This window comes from Peribacillus sp. CSMR9 (genome assembly GCF_033141925.1).
GTDB classification, from domain to species: domain Bacteria; phylum Bacillota; class Bacilli; order Bacillales; family DSM-1321; genus Peribacillus; species Peribacillus simplex_A.
On the sequence record NZ_JAOPHO010000049.1, the window covers coordinates 1 to 20989 of the forward strand.

15 protein-coding genes, 1 tRNA gene, 2 pseudogenes and 1 riboswitch are annotated in these 20989 nt (G+C 39.4%); of the genes and pseudogenes, 13 read left to right on the forward strand and 5 right to left on the reverse strand.

Translation table 11 applies throughout. The features are described from left to right. Positions 1-343: 343 nt before the first annotated feature. Positions 344-1681, reverse strand: a complete 1338-nt coding sequence (locus tag N9I19_RS18030) for an alpha/beta hydrolase family protein (protein WP_317778569.1) — start codon at positions 1679-1681, stop codon at positions 344-346. Between the two features lie 357 nt (positions 1682-2038). Next, positions 2039-2204: riboswitch (M-box (ykoK) riboswitch) on the forward strand. Positions 2205-2484: 280 nt separating this feature from the next. Here N9I19_RS18030 and mgtE point away from each other — a divergent pair. The 5 genes from mgtE to N9I19_RS18055 all read left to right on the forward strand — a co-directional run bounded on the left by mgtE (position 2485) and on the right by N9I19_RS18055 (position 8528). Then, a complete protein-coding gene (mgtE, locus tag N9I19_RS18035) occupies positions 2485-3843 on the forward strand; it encodes a magnesium transporter (RefSeq protein WP_317778570.1) in 1359 nt (452 codons plus the stop codon). A gap of 497 nt (positions 3844-4340) precedes the next feature. Continuing rightward, positions 4341-5369 (forward strand): NADP-dependent oxidoreductase, encoded by a 1029-nt coding sequence (locus N9I19_RS18040; protein WP_317778582.1) that lies wholly within the window; start codon positions 4341-4343, stop codon positions 5367-5369. Positions 5370-5753: 384 nt separating this feature from the next. Continuing rightward, on the forward strand, positions 5754-7700 hold the full coding sequence (locus N9I19_RS18045; RefSeq protein WP_317778571.1) for an FUSC family protein: 1947 nt from the start codon (positions 5754-5756) through the stop codon (positions 7698-7700). Positions 7701-7855: 155 nt separating this feature from the next. After that, positions 7856-8269 (forward strand): YbjN domain-containing protein, encoded by a 414-nt coding sequence (locus N9I19_RS18050; protein ID WP_061461819.1) that lies wholly within the window; start codon positions 7856-7858, stop codon positions 8267-8269. 185 nt (positions 8270-8454) lie between these two features. Continuing rightward, positions 8455-8528, forward strand: a tRNA-Gly gene (locus N9I19_RS18055). 593 nt (positions 8529-9121) lie between these two features. Here the strand turns inward: N9I19_RS18055 and N9I19_RS18060 are convergent. Then, a complete protein-coding gene (locus tag N9I19_RS18060) occupies positions 9122-9790 on the reverse strand; it encodes a B3/B4 domain-containing protein (protein ID WP_317778572.1) in 669 nt (222 codons plus the stop codon). Positions 9791-9895: 105 nt separating this feature from the next. Between N9I19_RS18060 and queG the strand changes: the two genes are divergently transcribed. Next, positions 9896-11035, forward strand: a complete 1140-nt coding sequence (queG, locus tag N9I19_RS18065) for a tRNA epoxyqueuosine(34) reductase QueG (protein ID WP_061461821.1) — start codon at positions 9896-9898, stop codon at positions 11033-11035. A gap of 468 nt (positions 11036-11503) precedes the next feature. Here the strand turns inward: queG and N9I19_RS18070 are convergent, their stop codons facing one another. Further along, complete coding sequence (locus N9I19_RS18070) at positions 11504-12196, reverse strand: DUF421 domain-containing protein (RefSeq protein WP_317778573.1); 693 nt, start codon at positions 12194-12196, stop codon at positions 11504-11506. Between the two features lie 271 nt (positions 12197-12467). Between N9I19_RS18070 and N9I19_RS18075 the strand changes: the two genes are divergently transcribed. The 6 genes and pseudogenes from N9I19_RS18075 to N9I19_RS18100 all read left to right on the forward strand — a co-directional run bounded on the left by N9I19_RS18075 (position 12468) and on the right by N9I19_RS18100 (position 17209). Continuing rightward, positions 12468-13331: an amidase domain-containing protein gene (locus N9I19_RS18075; RefSeq protein ID WP_317778574.1), complete on the forward strand. Its 864-nt coding sequence runs from the start codon at positions 12468-12470 to the stop codon at positions 13329-13331. 67 nt (positions 13332-13398) lie between these two features. Continuing rightward, positions 13399-13887, forward strand: coding sequence for a tRNA (uridine(34)/cytosine(34)/5-carboxymethylaminomethyluridine(34)-2'-O)-methyltransferase TrmL (trmL, locus tag N9I19_RS18080; RefSeq protein WP_089364594.1), 489 nt, complete (start codon positions 13399-13401; stop codon positions 13885-13887). 86 nt (positions 13888-13973) lie between these two features. Further along, the gene (nfsA, locus tag N9I19_RS18085) at positions 13974-14723 is read left to right on the forward strand and encodes an oxygen-insensitive NADPH nitroreductase (protein WP_061461825.1); all 750 of its coding nucleotides are present in this window, start codon (positions 13974-13976) and stop codon (positions 14721-14723) included. 195 nt (positions 14724-14918) lie between these two features. Further along, positions 14919-15131: pseudogene (locus N9I19_RS18090) on the forward strand (ABC transporter substrate-binding protein); the annotation flags it as partial. Between the two features lie 64 nt (positions 15132-15195). Beyond that, a pseudogene (locus tag N9I19_RS18095) lies at positions 15196-16205 on the forward strand (FecCD family ABC transporter permease). Continuing rightward, complete coding sequence (locus N9I19_RS18100; RefSeq protein WP_317778575.1) at positions 16202-17209, forward strand: FecCD family ABC transporter permease; 1008 nt, start codon at positions 16202-16204, stop codon at positions 17207-17209. Before N9I19_RS18095 ends, N9I19_RS18100 begins: the two are co-directional and overlap by 4 nt. Before the next feature lie 67 nt (positions 17210-17276). Here N9I19_RS18100 and N9I19_RS18105 read toward each other — a convergent pair whose 3' ends face one another. Both N9I19_RS18105 and N9I19_RS18110 read right to left on the reverse strand, forming a co-directional pair. Beyond that, positions 17277-18224, reverse strand: a complete 948-nt coding sequence (locus tag N9I19_RS18105) for a response regulator (RefSeq protein ID WP_317778576.1) — start codon at positions 18222-18224, stop codon at positions 17277-17279. Between the two features lie 4 nt (positions 18225-18228). Next, on the reverse strand, positions 18229-19548 hold the full coding sequence (locus tag N9I19_RS18110) for a sensor histidine kinase (RefSeq protein ID WP_317778583.1): 1320 nt from the start codon (positions 19546-19548) through the stop codon (positions 18229-18231). 314 nt (positions 19549-19862) lie between these two features. Here N9I19_RS18110 and N9I19_RS18115 point away from each other — a divergent pair, with 314 nt between their 5' ends. After that, the gene (locus N9I19_RS18115; protein WP_411730504.1) at positions 19863-20873 is read left to right on the forward strand and encodes a glutaminase; all 1011 of its coding nucleotides are present in this window, start codon (positions 19863-19865) and stop codon (positions 20871-20873) included. Positions 20874-20989 lie beyond the last annotated feature (116 nt).

The window sequence follows — 20989 nt, forward strand, 5'->3', positions numbered from 1 at the left end:
CACAGGCGCAAAGGCGCCGAGGAGGCTCCCGGACCGCCCGCGGAAAGCGAGTGCCTGGAGTGGAAATCAACGTTCGAGTTTTTAAAACCCTCAAAAAAACTGTAGACAAACTCGATTTTCATCGAGTTTGTCTACAGTCAGGAGGGAGCCAATAACTTTGGCTCCCTGTTCCTATTTAAAAAATAAAATTTATCATTATCAAAGTATTGACAGGGTAATGCAATAAAGAATACCCTTGCTGAAGTTTTGTATTTTTTATCTTAGCTAGGGACTTTCCGTATTTACCCTAATATTGATCATTTGATACATTTTTGCAACCCCCGGGAGACCCAATTCTCAATTATCATTTTAATGGATCATCATTACTGGTGATGTCCTGTTTGTTTAAAAATTCAAGAATTCCATTCACCAATCCAGGTGATAACGGTAGTTCAGGATTTGTATAGGTTGCTAGATTTCCCTCTCGATCTGCAGGGGCTTCTTTCAATACATGATTCATCTTTTCGATTATAAGTAATTCAGAATCGCCTTTTTCCTTGTGCAAAGCTTTTGCATTATTGGGCGCCACTTGGATATCTCTATTCCCGTTTACGATTAGAACAGGGATTTTTAGTTCTTTTACTAATTCTATCGGATTATAATGAATCCAAGAAATCATGTAGGGTTGAACAGAAGGACGGAATACACTATACAAGTCTGCATTGACAGACTCGACTTGTTTACCTTGTTTTAGATTTGTCAGAATATCCTTGGATTCCGTTAATAACGCCGGTGTCAACTGCTCTTCAAGCTGTTTAACAAGTACTTGGTCTATAGGTTCGCCTGCACCCGCTAATGAAATGAATATGTCTGTCTCCGTTTTCTTTGCAGCTGCCATTCCAATTAAAGAACCTTCACTATGGCCGATGATGCCAACTTTGGAAAAACGCCGATCCTTCTTAGCAAATTGAACCCAAGCAGCTGCATCATCAATATATTGTTCAAATCTCAGGTCCTCTTCTTTTCCTGCTAATTTCATATTTTCCCCTATACCGCGCTTATCGTACCTTATGCTTGCAATACCTTTTTCCGCAAGACTTTCGGCTAACATTTTCAAACTATTATTTTTCCCGGGAATTGCAATGGTGTTCCCATCTTTATCAGTCGGACCAGAACCCGCAATTATAATCATCACAGGAAAAGGGCCTTCATTTTTTGGTGTTTCTAAAAGGCCATTAATTGTTCCTTTCTTTAAGTCGGCCTGCACAACTTCACCTGATTCTTTTTCTGCAACTTCCTGATTGGATTTCTTAAGCAATTCAAAGGGGTACTCTTGCCCATTCTGAGCAAATGTTCCTGAAATCTTTTCCTGATCGACTTTCCCATCAAACGTTATTTGCTGATTTTGAATTTTCATATCAAAAAATAAATCTGATTTACTTAACTTAACACTTGTTAAGGGGAATTGGTTCAATCCTTGTACAGGAATACTTATAGTTCCATCTTCCTTCGTGAAATGAACAATAATTGGAAGGGGTTGATTGGGAATCTTTATATCTCCTTCCCACTTACCTTCAATATCTTTCAATGAGCTCACTTCCTTCAAATTTTCATCCACCTGTTCCGCCTCCTTGATTCTGCAACCTGCCATTAATACAAAAGCGCTTACGATGATACATATAATCGTTAAAGGTCTTTTCATTTGAGCAACTCCCTTTCTTTATTAGAACTTTATTGTCGTTTTCTGTTTCAGTCACTCTTTCATTATTGATATTTGAATCACTTCTATCAGTCTTCATTATAAATATATATTAATATGCATTTCCAATTTTTCCCTTAAGGTGGTATTTATTTTTCCATAAAAGTGTACATAATAGATTTAATGGCTAATGAGGCTGTGTCTAATATCGGTATGCTTAAGGACGGTGCTGTTCTCAAAGTAGATTTTTTGAAAATTGACTACCCTCATAGCGGTAGCGATATTAGGTCAATATCAGAATTTTTTATAAAACAAACATTGACTTCTAAAAGAAACTCTTTTAGAGTAGATGTGTAAATTAAATATCCTCGTTAGGTGAGGCTCCTGTGTAGGAGATACGCTACTGCCCAAAAATGTCGAAAGACGCCAATGGGTCAACAGAAACCATCGACATAAGGTGGTTTTTAATGTAGCTGGCTTTGTCCTATGCCACACAGTGCTAAAGCTCTACGAATGGAGGAACTGGATTTATGCTATGTATTTGTCATTCAGTCATATACGACTGTTTTATTTGTCATCCAGACAATGTACGCATATATACCGTATTTTTGACGCCTTCATTTGTAATGGAGGTGTTTTTATTTTTTTCCTGGAGGTGAGGATTTGGATCCTTATTCGCGACGATATACTCGAAACTTAGTGAAAATTGAATAAACACAAGATTTTGGAAGGGGAATAATAATATTTTTTTTACTCTTATTAAGGAAATATTTTTTTGCTCCCCTAAAAAGGAGTGAGTGGCAAAAATGATAAAAGTCTTGACAGAAGACCAAATAACTTTACAAATCATAAAAGTTTTAAAAGAAGGAAAAAAGAAAGAATTTCAAGCAATATTAGAAGAACTCCATCCATATGACATTGCTCGGATTTTTGAGGGACTCCCAGAAAAACATCATACACGTTTCTTGCTGTTCCTTAATTCAGAACAAATCGCTGAACTGATTCAAGAGCTTGAAAAAGTACATCAATTAAAGATTCTTAGTAAATTAGGAATAGAGAAATCCGGGCATGTAATGGATTTAATGGATAATGATGACCTAGCTTCATTGTTAGAGAACCTATCCCCTGGGAAAATTGAAGAACTTCTTTCAGGCATGAAACAAGAAGAATCTAAAATCGTTCAAAATATCATGAATTATCCCCCTGAAACGGCGGGACGAATAATGACAAACCGTTTTGTATGGATCCCCCAACATTATACGGTCCGTGAATCAGTTGAAAAACTTAAAATATTTGCGGAGTTTTCGGAAACGATTAACTATCTTTATGTAATTGATAATGATAAAAAATTAGTTGGTGTTGTCTCATATCGGGATTTAATAATAAATGATGAATCTGAAAAAATTCAAGATATTATGTACAGCCGGGTTATCTCCGTATCGGCTTATGAAGATCAAGAAGAGGTAGCCGGTGTTATTGAGCGTTATGATTTTTTAGCAATCCCTGTTGTTGAAAAAAATAATGAGTTATTAGGAATTGTAACCGTTGATGATATTATTGATGTTGTCATTAAAGAAGCAAACGAAGATATTGAAAAACTATCGGCATCCGGTAAAGCTATTGATTTTGACACGAAGGCCCATGTGGCCGCATATCGTCGGCTCCCCTGGCTTATTTTACTTTTATTTATCGGATTAGTGTCTGGAACTATTATAAGCGGTTTTGAAGAAACATTGTCCAAAGTTGTTGCACTTGCTTTCTTTATGCCGATGATCGCAGGGATGACTGGAAATACAGGTACCCAATCTTTAGCTGTTGTTGTAAGGGGCCTAATCACTAGTGATACGGATAAGGGAGTCGTAACCAGACTTATTATACGGGAACTGAAAGTTGGATTGATAATAGGCATTACCTGTGGAATATTAATTTCCATCATAGCTTATGTTTGGCAGGGAAATCCCGTTCTGGGATTAGTGGTTGGAAGTTCGTTAGTCATGACCCTAATTATTGGGACCTTAGCTGGGACCATCATTCCTCTAATCTTATATAAACTCAACATCGATCCCGCAGTTGCTTCTGGTCCATTAATTACAACACTAAATGATATACTCTCGTTACTTATTTACTTTGGAATTGCGACGATGTTTATTTCAAAATTGATGTAGACCATCCATTAAACCAAGTTCACATATGTTTGCAAAGTTTTTTCAAGGGCGAACATAGCCTCAATGATTGCAGTGTAAACTGTCCAGGCTGACGTTTTAAACCAGGGATATAAATAAGAAGAAAGAAAGTAGCTGCTGAGCTTGACCAATTGCCAAGCAGATCAATAAAAATAGTGTATTTCAAGCTGCGGCCTTTTCTCGGTATCCAAACGGGGAAAGGCCGTTAAATTTCCAGGAAGCGAACCGTATATGGTAGAAGTCGACGTACATTATTTATGCTTAAAACGAACATTGTAGGACAAAGCATTTTCCTCATGTCCTTTATATGAATGAAAAACATGGGGCATAATAGGTCGTAGCAAGTTTAGGACTTTCAAGAAAGGCTACATAAAGAGTGATATGGAAGCAAAAGGCAATCATATTCTTTGACCTATGAACTTCAACAGTGATACGCTTCTTTTCGATATTACGCATTCAAAATCAAGGAGGAACGAATGATGACACAAACAAAACAACAAAAAATCACCCTGGCAAACCGTCCAAAAGGTATGCCTTCGAAAGAAGATTTTAACTTTGTTGAGAGTGAAGTTCCCACACCAAAAGATAATGAGATTTTAGTACGGACGCTATATTTATCTGTCGATCCATACATGCGTGGCAGAATGCAAGATACCAAATCATACATTGCTCCATTTGAATTGAATAAAGTCATCACGGGTGGCGTTGTTGCTGAAGTTGTTGAGTCCAAATCGAATTCTTTCAAACAAGGGGATGTCGTTGTTGGGAATATCGACTGGGCAGAATATACAGTTGTCACTGAAAAGGAAATCCGCGTGATTGATCCCAAGGTGGCTCCGATCACAACGCATTTAGGGATTCTTGGAATGACCGGTTTGACAGCTTACTTTGGTTTGCTTGATATTGGTAAACCTCAAGAAGGTGAAACTGTAGTTGTTTCCGGAGCGGCTGGAGCAGTTGGTTCAGTAGTCGGACAAATTGCTAAGATAAAAGGTGCGAAGGTTGTTGGCATCGCTGGTTCAGATGAAAAACTTGAGTACTTAACGAAAGAGCTCGGATTTGATGGAGCCGTAAATTATAAAAGTGATAGTTTTGCGACAGATTTAGCTAATGCTGTTCCTGATGGAATCGATGTTTATTTCGATAATGTGGGCGGCGAGGTGTCAGATGCTGTTTTCACACTTTTGAATACGAATGCCCGAATTCCATTATGCGGAGCGATTTCCTCGTATAATGCAGAAGGGAAAGATCTAGGACCGCGTCTGCAATCGGCGATGATCAAAACGAGTGCACTTATGAAAGGTTTCACAGTTGGAAATTATGCCGCTAGATTCCAAGAGGGTGCGACGGATTTAGGTAAGTGGCTTCAAGAAGGAAAGCTGAAGTATGAAGAAACGATTATTGAAGGGTTCAAAAACACACCTGATGCATTTTTAGGTTTGTTTAAAGGAACGAACCTCGGTAAGCAGCTTGTAAAAGTTGCGGAACCTGAATTCGCTCAACTCTAAGTATTATGGAAATAAAGCTGAGGAAGGTCCTTTGTTGTGATTTTTAAGCAGCTTATAATAAAAACGGCCTTTTTTCGATATTCAATCGGGGAAAGGCCGTTTTCCTTTTCATAAAAAGATATCCCAGACTGTAGGCAAATTTGAACGTTGCCTACAGGCACTCACTTTGCGCAGGCAATCCGCCCCAGGTGCCTTTGCGCCTGCGGGGTCTCCCCTGGACTCGCTTTTCCCGTAGGAGTCTCGCACACCTGTTCCAATCTACTTTGCTTTTACCTTTAGTGGTATCTTTTTATCCATATGAAGGATATTAATTATTAGAAGTCATCTTATCAGTAGCTTTCACTGCAGAGTTAATAGAATCATTAATGAAAGGATAAATTGAAAATGAGTGAAAATAAGCACCCTTCCGAATCTCTGAAATCAGATGCGATACATACGACATTTAAACAGGCTTTTGAAATAAAGAAGAATCCATTTCCTTGGATAAAAGCACTAAGCGCAGGCATAGCTGCTGCCTTACCTGTTTTCATTGGCTTATTATTCGGGAATTTAGCGTACGGTTTACTGGCAGGGATCGGAGGTTTCACTTATTTATACGTTTTTAACCAACCGTATCACCAAAGAACTATAAAGATTTTCTTTGTGATGGTGGGTCTTGCTTTATCTGTTGTATTAGGGACGCTTTTGGCTCCATACCAATTGGGAACAGCCATAATGATGGGGATCATCGGGGCAAGTGTTTTTTTTATATTTGGTGCATTAAAGATTACCGGTCCTTCGGCGGTATTCTTCGTCTTGAGCTTTGCGCTTGCGACAGGTATGCCCGTTGATCAAAGTCTGGCTCCGTTGCGTGGGGGCCTCGTTTTAATGGGTGGGGCACTATCTTGGATAATCTGTATGTTAGGGTGGTTTTTCAACCCTCATGGACCAGAATCGCTTGCGGTGGAAAAGGTGTACAGAGAATTGGGGGCATTCTTTGATTCCATGGGAACCGAGAAATACAATAAAGCAAGACAGGGAACGGTATTGGCGATGAAACAGGCTGAAGATACACTGTTAGCCGGGTTTTCAAACAGGCGAAGCCCAGATGAGTTAAAGCGGTTGTTCCTACTGAATGAACATGCGAATGCCATATTCTTGGAGGCTCTGGAAATTTCCTTGAATAAAAATATCGTACTGCCGCCAGAATTAGGTCAATCCGTTCGTGCCCTTGCCGGTTCCATTGCATCTAAAACAAAGAATGAAAAAAAGATCCTTCAACCTGACCAAATGACCGAAGAGGTGGAAGAGTTATTCATGAAGATTTATAATGCAGATGCCATCATGAATGAACCTGTCCAGAAAATCGATCAAGCAGCAACCATCTCAAAGCCTTCTTTAAAAACAATTTTTCTTGGGGCGTTCGATAAGAATTCAATTGTCTTCCGCGCTTCCGTTCGATATGGAACAATCCTTACCATTGCTGCCATCATCGCATATTCCGCCGATTTTAACCGTTCGTACTGGATTCCCTTATCCTGTGCGGCCGTTATGTCGGGTTCGACCATCATCGCCACATTCCATCGAGCGGTCCAAAGGACTTTCGGGACGGTCATCGGACTCCTGCTAGCAAGTTTAATTCTAGCAGCCGTTCATAACGAGTTCATTATCGTTCTGATCATTTTATGTTTGACATTCATTACAGAGCTTTTCATCGTTCGGAATTATGGATTAGCGGCGATGTTTTTTACTCCTTCAGCATTAATCATGGCGGAATATTCAACTCAAATCTATGATTTCAGTTTTTTTGCGACAGTAAGGATAACAGATATCGTCGTTGGAAGCATGATAGGTCTTATTGGGTCGCTGTTACTCGGAAGTCGTTCGGCATCCAGTCTTCTCAATCATTTGACAGCCAAAACGATTCGAAGCCAGGGACAGTTATTATTGATGGCGTTCTCTGAAAAAGATAATGACTTTGCAATTGATGAAAGCAGCGGAAGGAACAAAATGCAAACAAATATGGTGAATCTATTAACGGTTTACAATGCATCCCTTGGTGAGATATTCAAAAACAAGGCTAGACTGGAATCTCTTTGGCCCGTTATATTTTCGATAGAACAGTTGGGCTATTATCTAAATGCCAGCTTGAAATCCTATGAACGGCCAGTCCTTTCAGAGCGGGAGCTCGCTCAATTGCTGTATGTTTTCGAAACCATGGCGATAGCGGCAGATAAAGGTCGATCACATACTAATAAAGAAGTGCCTGAAATTGAAGGATACTCAAAAGTCCGCCAGGAAATTTTGGACCTTCAAGAAGCACTTCAGTTTTGCGGAGAAACAACTGGCTAATTAATCTATTAAGGGAGTTCATATTTGACTCCCATTCATTTAATGAGTGTTTCATGCCTCTGTTAATAGGGTGAAATTGGAAGGATTATAGAAAAGTCTGTAAAAATGCCAGTTTTCATTATAAAATGTACTTACAAACAGAAAGGTGATGAACCATGTCAAACGTTGCTGAATTTCGTGATTTTTTAACTAGTGAGAAAATCTATATGAATGAGTTGAATGAAGATGGAACCACCTTTTTTAGAGCTGAGCAAAAGTTAAAGGACGGGTGGAAGGTCCTTTTAGTATTTGCATTCAATCAAGATGAAAATGTGGCGGACTTATTTTGCTTTAATGTCGCCGAGTTGAAGAATCCTGAAAAGAAACAGGATGTTCATACACTGTTGAATGAATATAATGCTAATTTTAGGTACTCCAAGCTTTATGAAGAAAATGGGACCATTTCCATTCGGTATTCATACTCCATTGAGGGGGATATCGTACCGGATCTTGCGTTCAGGAAGTTAATCATGCTGCTTGAAACGGCACAGCAGGTTTATCCGCGGTTAATGGAAGTCATTTGGTCTTAAATCATTATATAGGATGAAAAAGTTCTCTGAAACAGGGGGCTTTTTAACATCTTTACTAGAGTGAATGAATATATTAACGTTACAATACATTAATTAATAATTTTTTTAAAAGAACTATTGCATTTTTTTAGATTAAACTATATAATTAATTTTGTTGGTAATTCGACAAAGTTCTACAAGGACATGCGGGTGTAGTTTAGTGGTAAAACCTCAGCCTTCCAAGCTGATGATGAGGGTTCGATTCCCTTCACCCGCTCCAATACATACTCATAACGTAGGGTTTCGTTACCTGGAGAACGAAGCTTTGCGTTTAAATATTATTACAAGAATTCTACTGTTTACAGTGGGATTTTTTTTATTGTCCAAATTACCTGCATTTTATGGGGGCGGAAATTCGGGAAGGGGTTGAATGAGCTGAAGGTTAATCTGATTATCATTTTTATTCTATCAGAGAAATGACAAAACGAACTTCATGGCATTCATACCGTAATTAACCGGAGTTTTATATTAGCTGCCATGTATTTTATACCGAAAAAATGCGTTAATCAAAGCTATTCAGCATTAGGGGATAACAAAATAAGTTCATTTTTGGATAAATGCCTAAACAGCAGTTCTGGGGTTTTAGTAAAAACAGTGAACCGGTTAGGTTTATGGTGACGGGTGTTATTTAACTTCTCAGGTGGATGGGGTTATCAGAATCATTAAATCATACGGGGGCCGGGACGCATATCAAGTTATTATCCAAAGCTGAAGGGATGGATCGATGGGAATATAATTTACTTTAAAGGTTTGGAAAGTTTACGAAAAGACCCCTTCCGATTGTGGAAAGGGTTTATTTCCGTTCATTTTTGATTAGCCTTCTACAATCGAGTAAGTCCCTTCACCACCGTGGATTTCAAGGAACATGTCCATCAAGGATTTTGTTAGCTGATGTGCTTCTGTGATTGGAGTATTGGGTTGTAAATAAATGATTTGGATGGCTTTTTTTGTTTCTTCGGTGACTTTCGTGCGTTCTGAATCAACGTAAGGGCTTCCGAATGCGCCCTCATGATCGGCTGATGTAATCATATTTTCCATGGAATTCAAGCGGCCGTTCAAACCGTCATAACCATCTGCCCCCTCGCCAATCTTAATCGAGATGTCTCCTGATAATTTTTCCGCATCATAAATGCCGATCGGAACTTCATATAACAGCGAGAAGAAGTTATTCAAATCGATGGCTGAATGGATGGGTGTCAAGTAATTCTGTTTTTTTACGCGGCTGTAAAGGGCTTCCACGGAGGGGCGATACCGTGACGGGTTTGTTCCTGTAGCCTTGAAAATCTCCCGCCACGCTTTAATGCCGGAAAAGTCGGTCAATTCCTTTTCTTCAAGGTCGAAGAAAAGAGCTTCCTGAAATAGTTGAAGTCTCCCTTTCACCATTTGCGGGGAGGGACCTATTTCGATGTTTTCATATGTAATGATCCCAACTTTGAATTCAGGGATTTTACTGCTAAGATTAGCTGATACGGTAATTTCCAAGCGTTTCACCTCCAAAAATGATTGCAATTAGTTTATCATAGATAGCAATGGTTTGAAATGGATACAAGCTTCGATCGGAATACTGAATGAACGTAGGTGATTAATATGGATATGAATGCATTCAAGCAAGAAGTGATTTTATATAGTAAAGAGATCGGCATCGATAAAATCGGTTTTACATCGGCCACGGCTTTTGCCGAATTGAAAGCTCGCCTGATACGTCAACAGGAACTGGATTATCAGTCAGGGTTTGAAGAAGGCGATATAGAAAAAAGGGTCAGGCCTGAATTGATATTCGAAAAACCGCAATCCATCATTTCGATTGCACTTGCTTATCCGTCAAAATTGAAGGATGCTCCGCAAAGCACAAAAGGTGAGCGGCGAGGGATCTTTTGCCGGGCTTCTTGGGGAACGGATTATCATACCGTTCTTCGTAATAAATTGCAGTTACTTGAGGGTTTCATTAAAGATAAAGTGCCAGGGGCAGTGGTGAAGTCAATGGTAGATACGGGTGAATTGTCAGATAGGGCAGTGGCTGAGCGTGCAGGAATTGGCTGGAGTGCAAAAAACAGTATGATCATCACTCCGGAATTCGGGTCTTTTGTATACTTGGGAGACATGATTACCAACCTGCCATTTGAACCGGATCAACCGATGGAAGATCAATGCGGGACATGCAATAAATGTGTCGATGTTTGCCCGACAGGTGCGCTCGTTCAGGGTGGCCAGCTAAATTCTAAGCGTTGTATTGCATTCTTAACCCAGACAAAGGGTTTCCTGCCGGATGAGTTCAGGACGAAAATAGGCAATCGTTTGTATGGGTGTGATACATGCCAGACCGTTTGTCCGAAAAACAAAGGAATGGATTTTCATTTTCATGAAGAAATGGAACCTGACCCCGAGTTAGCGAAACCGCTGCTGAAACCTCTGCTTACGATTTCAAATCGGGACTTCAAGGAGACATACGGCCATGTATCTGGCTCTTGGCGCGGTAAAAAACCAATCCAAAGAAATGCCATTTTAGCATTGGCCCACTTCAAAGACGAAACGGCATTGCCCGAACTGATCCAGGTCATGAAGGATGATCCGCGGCCCGTCATACGGGGAACGGCGGCCTGGGCGGTTGGGAAAATTGGCCGGGGGCAGTCCGTTTCCGTTCTGGAAGAAGCACGAATGAAGGAAACGGATGAAGAGGTACTGGCGGAAATTGAAAAGGGACTGCAGTTTACCTTGGAAACAAAATGATATTTAAGATGTAGTGGCTGTCCCAAAAGCCGTAAATGACTTTTGGGACAGCTTCTTTCTCTTTTTTCTAGTTATAGACATTACCACTAAAGTTAACCGGATAGCTCCCAATTTGTAACCACTAAGTAGTAGTCTTTTGTAGTAAATACATTATTGAACAGAGGATAAAACCAGTACCGACTATCAGCAGTACTTACATCCCCGTAATAAGATTGTTGTTATACGGGTATATTTGTTACGGCATCTACCAATTCATACTTAAGATGAGCTGCAGCACCACTTCTTTCGGACACTTGCCATTCTGAATAACTAGTTGCTACGCTATTCCTAATGGTAAGATATTTGTTTAATATATAACCTGCGGGTACCTAAAAAGAGAGATTAATGGGCTGTTAATAATCAGCAAATCCTTAGCTCTAAAAGCATAACTGTCCAAATTTAAAATGACTTGAGTTCCCCCTTTTCCTCTTAACGTGGAGGAAACTGGTCATCTTGTCTTGTATCTATATACAAAGTGCCATCACTTTGTATTTCAGCATAAAATACATCTTGCAGGCATACACCAAACTGCTGTAATTGCGTTTCCAACCAGCTTTGGTTTAAGCTCAGTTTACTTAAATTATGAGGAACGATTTTTCCATCCACAATAATTTCTGTAGGTATGTATAATGGTTTCACATAAGTAATATCCTTTTTGGAAACACTCGGGCTATCCACTTTTTTTAAGACAGACAATTGACCATTTGGTTCTAAAACGGCATAGTTTACCTCTTGCATGGAGAATATGCTTTGTTCGCGCAATAGCATGCTAAGGTCATCCATGTTTAATTTTTCCCCTTTCAACGCTTTCTCTAGGATTTTTCCATCTTTGATTACAATTGTAGGTTCGCCGTCAAGTATTATACGAGCTTTTGGAGATTTTAAATTAATGAAGCCTACAAGAATAGTGAGTACGGACCAACCGATTAAACTAACGAAGGCGTCAACCAAATCAATACTTGTATCGATTGTGATGGAAGCAGCCACCGCGCCGATAGTGATACCTGTAATATAGTTAAAGTAAGTCAACTGACTTACTTGCTTTTTTCCCATTATTCGAGTCATCAATAGTAAAACCACAAAAGCAGCGACTACCCTACTTAACACTTCAATAAAGCTCAAAATTTCCGTCTCCAATCTGGTCTAATCAGGTTAGAAAATCGTGTATTCATTCTTATATTTTCCCCAATATTACTTTGATTATAATTCAGTATAAAAAAAACCATACTGTAATCGACCCATACGGAAAGACATCACACGTGACTTTAAAATTTATGAATGTGAGGGTTGTTTGGATTGCCCTTTAAAATCGTAAAAAGGCGGGAGGAAATCGTCAGGTGCATTTTAATCCCCTTCGAACATACACATTAGCATAGATAGTAAGAAGGAGGGCATGAACTTGAGGGAACAATTGCAACGCCTTTTACAAGAAAGAGTGGAGTTTTATACTTCCGATAATCAGGAACGGAGTGAAAGGAAATTACATCTGAAAAAGGAATTGATGAGGAACCGTGCAGCGGAAATTGTTCGGGTGAATGCAGCAGGCAAGGTTCATTCGAAGAGAAAGGAAGACATGGATACAGTCCTGACTTATCAAGTGCACCTGCAATATTTATTGAAAAAGGAGGATTCATTTTATATTGAAGAAGAAATGGAAGAAAGGGAAGCTCGATTTCGAAATGGGTATATAGTGGATGAATGTGAGTTGGTTCCCAGCTTTGAAACGGAAGAGGTACAGCCAAAATGTGATCCCGGCGCAAATCGTCTTGCATATAAGTATGAGCGGATGAAGGCCGTCCAATATGCCGAGCGTTGGTGGAATGAATTCAATCCAAGGTATCATAAATTCACTGATGATTGTACGAATTTCATTTCACAATGTCTACATGCGGGAGGAATTCCGATGTGGGGGGCGCCAAACAAAAGTAAGGGCTGGTGGATAAGAGGAAAAAGCTGGAGTTACACTTGGACGACGGCACATTCTTTATATCATCTGCTAAAATCCGGGAATGCCATCAGGACAAAGCAGGTGGAGACGGCAGAGGAATTGAATTTGGGTGATATCCTTTGTATAGATTTTGAAGGGGACGGACGGTTTGATCATAACTTGATTGTAACCGCGAAGGATCAGGATGGGATGCCGCTTGTGAATGCCCATACGATGAATAGCCGTCACCGGTATTGGACGTATGAGGATTCGACTAGATATACACCGAACATCGTTTATAAATTCTTTGTGATTTTGGATGGAGGGTGATTGGTTTTTAGTCTTTTTTGTTTAATGCTATAATTAAGGTGAAGTTCAAACTAGAGGTGAATAAGAAGTGGCAATACATGTAGTTTTATATCAACCACAGATTCCAGCAAATACAGGCAATATTGCAAGAACGTGTGCAGGGACGGATACGTCTTTACATCTCATTCGCCCGCTCGGTTTCTCAACGGATGACAAACAGCTCAAACGGGCTGGGCTCGATTACTGGGAGAATGTAAAGATCCATTATTATGATTCGTTAGAAGAGTTTTACGAAAAGAATGCCGGCGGTGAATTTTATTACTTAACGAAATTCGGCGAGCAGCCGCATTCCAGCTTCGATTACAGTGATCAAGACAGTGAGATATACTTCATTTTTGGCCGTGAAACGACGGGCCTCCCGAAAGAGCTGATCCAAGAAAATATGGATCGGTGCCTTCGGATTCCAATGACGGATAAAGTACGTTCCCTTAATCTGTCGAACACGGCTGCCATCTTGATTTATGAAGCATTGAGACAGCAAAATTACCGTGAATTGGATTTGAAAACAAAAGGTTGAGTGCCATCACTGGCTTACTGTCATCGGGGGAATTACAGCCCCGATGATGGATTTTTCACTTTACATATTCAATAGGGGTGAGAACTTTGAATAAAATAATTGAGAAGATTTTAGATCACCGTTCCATTCGTTCTTTTGAGGACAAGCCATTGTCTGAGGAGCAAATCAATACGATTGTGGAATGCGCCCAGGCTGCATCGACTTCAAGTTATATTCAAGCGTATTCAATCATAGGGATAACCGAACCGGAAAAGAAAGCCAAGCTTGCTGAACTTGCCGGACCACAATCTTATGTAGAAAAGAATGGACATCTATTCGTCTTTTGCGCCGATTTATATCGTCAGGATATGGTTTCCGAAATGGAAAACATGGACCTGACTGAATCGATTGAAAGTACGGAGAAATTCATGGTTGCCTGTATTGACGCTGCTCTGGCGGCTCAAAATGCAGCATTGGCCGCAGAATCGATGGAACTTGGCATTTGCTATATCGGCGGGATACGCAATAATCTCCCGGAAGTGTCTGAGGTTTTGAATATACCGCACAGGGTTATTCCATTATTCGCTTTAGTGGTTGGATATCCGAAAAACCGTTCGGATAAAAAGCCCCGTTTGCCGAAGTCCAATATCTATCATGAAAATGGATATCAGGAGGATAAGCAGGAGTTCATCGGACAACTTGAAGAGTACAATGAAACGATTTCCAGTTATTACGAACGCCGGACTAAAGGTAAACGAAAAGACACCTGGACCGAGCAAATGGCTGGCATGCTTGGAAAGAAAAGCAGGCTGTACATGAAAGATTACGTGGAGAAGCAAGGATTTAAGAAACATTGATTGATGACTTAAGGGACATCTTTCAAAATCCTGAGCATGAGCCAAACAGTGAAGATCCCGGAAATATTTCCGGGATCTTCACTGTTTTCATTTATCAATTGGTAAAACTTTTCAGGCAAAAGATCTAAAGAGTTGTCTTCTTATATACCCATGAACTAACTATTGACAATATATTTAGATAGAATTAAAGCTTTAGAAGTTCTGGCAGACTATGCCGGTGATTATGTGATTTTGAGTAATAATAAAGATGAGGATAATTCATTCCAACAAACAGATACGTATAAAAACATTCCTGCTGTTAAAAACAATCAACTATTTGAAGCTAATGCGAAAGAATTTTACTTCAATGATCCAATAACATTAGATTACCAATTAGACTTCTTTTCCAAAAGTTTTCTAGGTAAATAATACAGCGAGGAGAGGGATTCAAATTCCTCTCCTTTTATTCTATAAATAAAGAGATGAGAGACAGATGACTAATGAGAATAAACGTTTCATCCCATTTATATATAAACTGATCATCGGGATTGCTGCATTCATGGGCATGTTCTATATTTCAATGGCGTTTGGTGCGGCAGATGCTACCGTCAAAGATGTCTGGCAAGCACTGACATCAAAAGCTACCGGTGATAAGATTTCCATCATTCGGGAAATCCGGTTCCCTCGTGAAGTGGGTGCAATCTTTGTTGGTGCGGCACTTGCCGTTTCTGGTGCCATCATGCAGGGAATGACTAGAAATCCACTTGCTGATCCAGGGTTGCTTGGATTGACGGCAGGTGCCAATGCAGGTCTCGCCTTAACTTTGGCATTTATTCCTTCAGCTAATAACTTAGGGATCATGACTGCGTGTTTTATTGGATCCGCAGTGGGGGCTACCATGGTTTTCGGCATAGGTGCGATGAAAAAGGGAGGATTTTCTCCTTTACGGATCGTATTGGCTGGTGCTGCAGTCTCTGCATTCCTATTTGCCGTTTCGGAAGGGGTCGGTATTTATTTCAAGGTATCAAAGGATGTTTCGATGTGGACTGCAGGCGGGAATATCGGAACATCATGGGGGCAGCTCCGTGTAATCGTCCCAGTTATTGTAATAGGCATCCTGATCTCCTTTATCTTTTCTAGACAGCTCACAATACTTAGCTTAAGTGAAGAAGTGGCGGTAGGGTTAGGTCAAAAGACAACACAAATAAAGGCGGTCCTCTTCGTAGTCATCATTCTCCTAGCTGGTGCTGCCGTTGCTCTTGTTGGGAATATGGTATTCATCGGGTTAATGGTCCCCCATATGGTTAGGGCAATCGTTGGTACGGATTATCATTCATCCTGCCTATGTCAGCGATTTCAGGTGCCACTTTCATGCTTCTTGCCGATACGATAGGCCGGACAATAAATTCTCCATATGAAACACCTGTGGTAGCGGTTGTTGCGATGATAGGTTTACCTTTCTTCCTCCTAATCGTGCGTAAAGGAGGTAAATCATTTTCATGATCCAGTCAGCTTTAATCAAAAAACAGCGATGGATATTAGGTGCATTATTCGCACTCATAATCATAACGATCATTATTGGGACATGTTCGGGGTATTCGAATCTTTCTTTAGGGCGACTGATTCCAACGCTTTTCGGGCAAGGGACGTTTAAAGAGGAATTCATTTTATTTTCCGTCCGATTACCGCGGATCATCATTACCCTTTTAGCAGGCATGGCCCTTGCACTGTCGGGAGCCATTTTACAGGGAATCACACGAAATGATTTAGCCGATCCCGGAATCATCGGAATCAACTCAGGAGCCGGTGTTGCCATTGCCGCTTTCTTTTTGTTTTTCCCGATTGATACAGGTTCGTTTGTTTACATGATCCCACTTGTCGCTTTTATAGGCGCGTTACTGACGGCCTGTTTAATATATATACTCTCATTTAAGAAAAGGGCTGGCCTTGAACCTGTTCGGTTAGTTTTGATTGGCGTAGGATTTTCAATGGCGCTTTCAGGCTTGATGATTGTCCTCATTTCATCAGCGGAACGGGCAAAAGTCGATTTCATTGCAAAATGGTTGGCGGGAAATATATGGGGTACGGACTGGCCCTTCATTTGGGCTATTCTTCCATGGTTAATCATCCTCATTCCATTCACTTTATATAAAGCAAATCGTTTGAATCTGCTTGGTTTAAGTGAACCAATCGCAATTGGAGTGGGTGTATCGATTGAAAAGGAACGGATCGTATTGCTAATCACAGCTGTCGCACTGGCTGCGGCTGCCGTTTCTGTTACAGGCGGAATTGCATTCATTGGACTCATGGCCCCCCATATAGCAAAATCTTTGGTGGGGCCCCGAAATCAATTATTCATTCCAGTGGCCATTTTACTCGGTGGATGGCTATTGTTGCTTGCCGATACGATAGGACGTAATATTGTTGAACCTGAGGGGATTCCTGCAGGTATCATGGTAGCATTGATCGGTGCTCCTTATTTCATGTATTTATTGTTGAAGAAGTGAGTTCATTGCTAAAATCCCTTGAAATCTTTCAGGGATTTTACGCTTTTTTCACTTCCTTTTGTGGAATTTATCTATATCTATTTATTTCCTCTGGATTCAATCGTTTCGCTTCGAAAAAAAACACTTGAATGAATTTTTTTGTATTTACCCGGGTAGGAGTAAGGACGATCGTTGAATCCTTTTGCAGTTCTTTCATCTTTTGGCGAACGACTGTGAAATCAAAAAATTTGGAAGCGTAATTTTCAAACTTTGGATTTGAAAAATCCGTTAAACCGAGCGAAGCAAAATGATTTAACGAATGGTTGATCGTTCTGCGTATTCGCTGTTCGGCAGCTTTCATTTCTCGATTAATATCAACTTGCCCAGCTGATGTTCCGAGCTTTTTTTTTGTAATTTCTTCAAAGATCTCTTTAAGAGTCGGGAAATGCTGTTCAAAAGTAAATGTCCGTTCATACATGAATAAATACTGAAGCATTTCAATTAAATCCTTTGCCCCATTTTCTCCCACAACTCCTAATTCCGATAATAAAAATTCGCCCACCTCTTTTATGCTTTTTTCATTAAAATTATTTGATTTATCAGCCTTTGGCTGTTCAAAATTCAATACACTATTTAAAGAGGCTTGGATATTAGTGATCGATCTTTCTAAATGAATCCGTTCCATGACTTTTCGGATAACTGTTAATATTTCAATGCGATTAATTGGTTTAGTAATATAATAATCGATTCCGAGTGAGTATGCCTCACCAATCAGCTCTTTTGATTCAACCTGTGAAATCATTATTATTTTTCCATTAAATGTACTTTTTATATGACGAAGTGTCTCAATGCCATCCCGGATGGGCATTAATAAATCAATAAATAATATATCAATTTGTTTTAAATTCAAAATATGTCCTTCTAATTGACTGCCATCTTCCGCTTCCTCTACCACTTCTCCTAAATCTTCGTTCTCTATAATTTGGCTTAAGTTCGAACGTATAGCACAATCATCATCTGTTATAAAAAAACGCATGAAATCATCCTTTCTGTATCAACTTATGGATTGGTAACTTTATAGAAAAAACAGCGCCGTCAATCTTACTCTCTAATAGGATATCCCCTCCCAGTTCTTTCACAACTTCTTTAACATATGAGAGTCCAATCCCTGTTGAAGGGGTCCCGAAATGATCATATTTTGAAGTGAATCCAGGTTTAAATATAACGGTCTGATATTTTTTAGGGATCCCAGGTCCATTATCAGCAACTTTAAATTCTACATTATCGCAAAGTTCACTCAAACTTAAACTAACGATTCCCTCTTCTTTAATTGCCTCCACTGCATTAGCGACTAAATTATTGAAAAGAGATAATACGGTATATACATGATAATGTGAATCGGTGTTTCCATCTAAAGAGTATTCAAATTGAATATCCTTTCCAAGTGATAAGGCATATTTTTCATTAATTCGGATAATTAATTGAATAAGTTCAGCAGCTTCCATATAATCCTTAAAACTCTCATTAGAAATCAATTTAGAGAGACCAGCAAAAATTCGTTGATTATCTTTCTTAACTTCATGCATTTCACCCGCAATGCGCAATGCTCTTTGACTATATTGCTGTGTAAGAACATGGGGTTGCTTTTCCCGTTTTTCCCGTTCTTTTAAATCGCGATACAAATCATATGATTCCTTTGTTATATTCTCTGCATTTTTTAATGTTTTTCTTAAATGAATCGTTTCCTCATATAAATTGGAAATGAGCATCAGCATGTGTTCATTTTGTTTTCTGATTTGCCTTTCTCTTGATTGTGCCTCATAAAGTTTCATCATATTAAAAAAGCTTAAAACGATAAAACTGTGTCCGAATGCGATCACGATCATCTCATTTAATGAACCTAACGCAATTGTTGTTTCTAATACAAAATATTGAATGATTAATTCTGCAGTGTCGGATAATATTTCGATAATGAGGCCAATAAATCCAATAATCAAAGACCGGTTTTGAAAGCGGTTGATTTTCACTAAAGAAAAAAGAAAGGAATAGGTGAAATAAAAGAAAAAACTGGGATACTGTTCTTGAAAAGTGGACGCCCAGTGAAAATTATCATTGGTGAAAAAGTCTATTAGGATACGAAATAACACAACCATCGTTCCTGTCAAGGCACCCGATAAAATAGCAGGTGTTTTCTGTAATAATAGTAAAAAAAAGAAAAGTGCAGGCGGACCAAAACTTATCCGAAACGTTTCATTTAAAGGATAAAAACTCAATTCACCAGCTAATGGGACTGTTAACAACATCAGAGCAAGGATATTGACCTCTTTTTTCATTAACGTACCGAGATTCAAGGCGTTCACCTCCCAATTGTTTAAAAAATCAGTATACAGTTTCAGCGGCTTCAATACAATGCTTACTTTGCTTAATAGAGCGTATTAGTAAAAATACGGAAAAAACAATCTTTTTTTCTATCCACAAAAATAGTATCAAAACATGTGAAAAGAATCACGTTTTTGCTTTTAAAGGATTTTTATTTTTTAGATTTTGTAGGTTTTTGTAAGATTATGTAGTTCCCGTTTTAAAATTCAAGGTAGGTAAAAACTTTTGAAAGCGCTTAACAATATTTAGAATATTCATTATGTTTTCATCTAATCCATTAAAGTTAAGCACAACAATGAAGAGGTGGAAGAAAGTGGTTGGAGAATTAACAAAAGATTATAACATTCATGTTAATAATCAAAAGCAAGCCTGCTTGGATGAATGGGTAGCAAATTACAAACCCTATGCTACTGAAGGACAAACCGCCAATTATATACCTGCGTTGAGGAATACACACTTATCGCAGTTAGGTATTTGCATACTAGAGCCAGGTGGAAACATGATAAAGTCAGGAGATTGGGAAGTCCCTTTCACGTTACAAAGTATTTCAAAAGTGGTCAGCTTTATAGCGGCATGCTTGGGTTGCGGCATTTCTTATGTGTTGGATAGGGTCGATGTGGAACCAACTGGGGATGCTTTCAATTCAATCATTCGTTTAGAAATGCATAAGCCAGGAAAACCGTTTAATCCTATGATAAATGCTGGGGCGATTACTGTAGCTTCGCTTCTGCCAGGGGAGTCTTCACAAAAAAAATTGGAATTTCTCCTTGCATTATTTGAAAATTTGTTAGGGAAGCGCCCAATCATCAATGAGGAAGTGTTTCAATCTGAGGTGCTAACCGCACATAGAAATAGAGCTTTAGCACATTATTTAAAAGAGATGAATTATTTAGAATCTGATGTAGAGGAGGCTTTAGAGGTTTACCTGAAGCAATGTTCCATAGAAGTGACTACAGAAGACATAGCCCTGATTGGATTGATTCTCGCACTAGATGGATACCATCCTATACGTCAAGAACAAGTTCTCCCTAAAAAAGTGGCTAAACTAGCCAAAGCGTTAATGCTTACTTGTGGAATGTACAATGCTTCGGGGAAATTTGCGGCTTTTGTTGGGGTGCCAGCCAAAAGTGGAGTATCGGGTGGAATTATGGCATCAGTTCCTCCAAGTGCCAGAAGCGGAATGCCCTTCAAAGGTGGATGTGGTATTGGTATTTATGGGCCGGCAATTGATGAATATGGGAATAGCGTGACAGGTAGTATGCTATTGAAACATATGGCAGAAGAATGGGATCTAAGCATTTTCTAAAAAAGCAGAAAATATTGTTCTTATAAAGGGGACAACCTTAAGATATTCCAATCAAAAGTTAGGCGCTTAATAAGAGGTGATCTGAATGCAGCAATTACATTAAGATTTATTTGGGC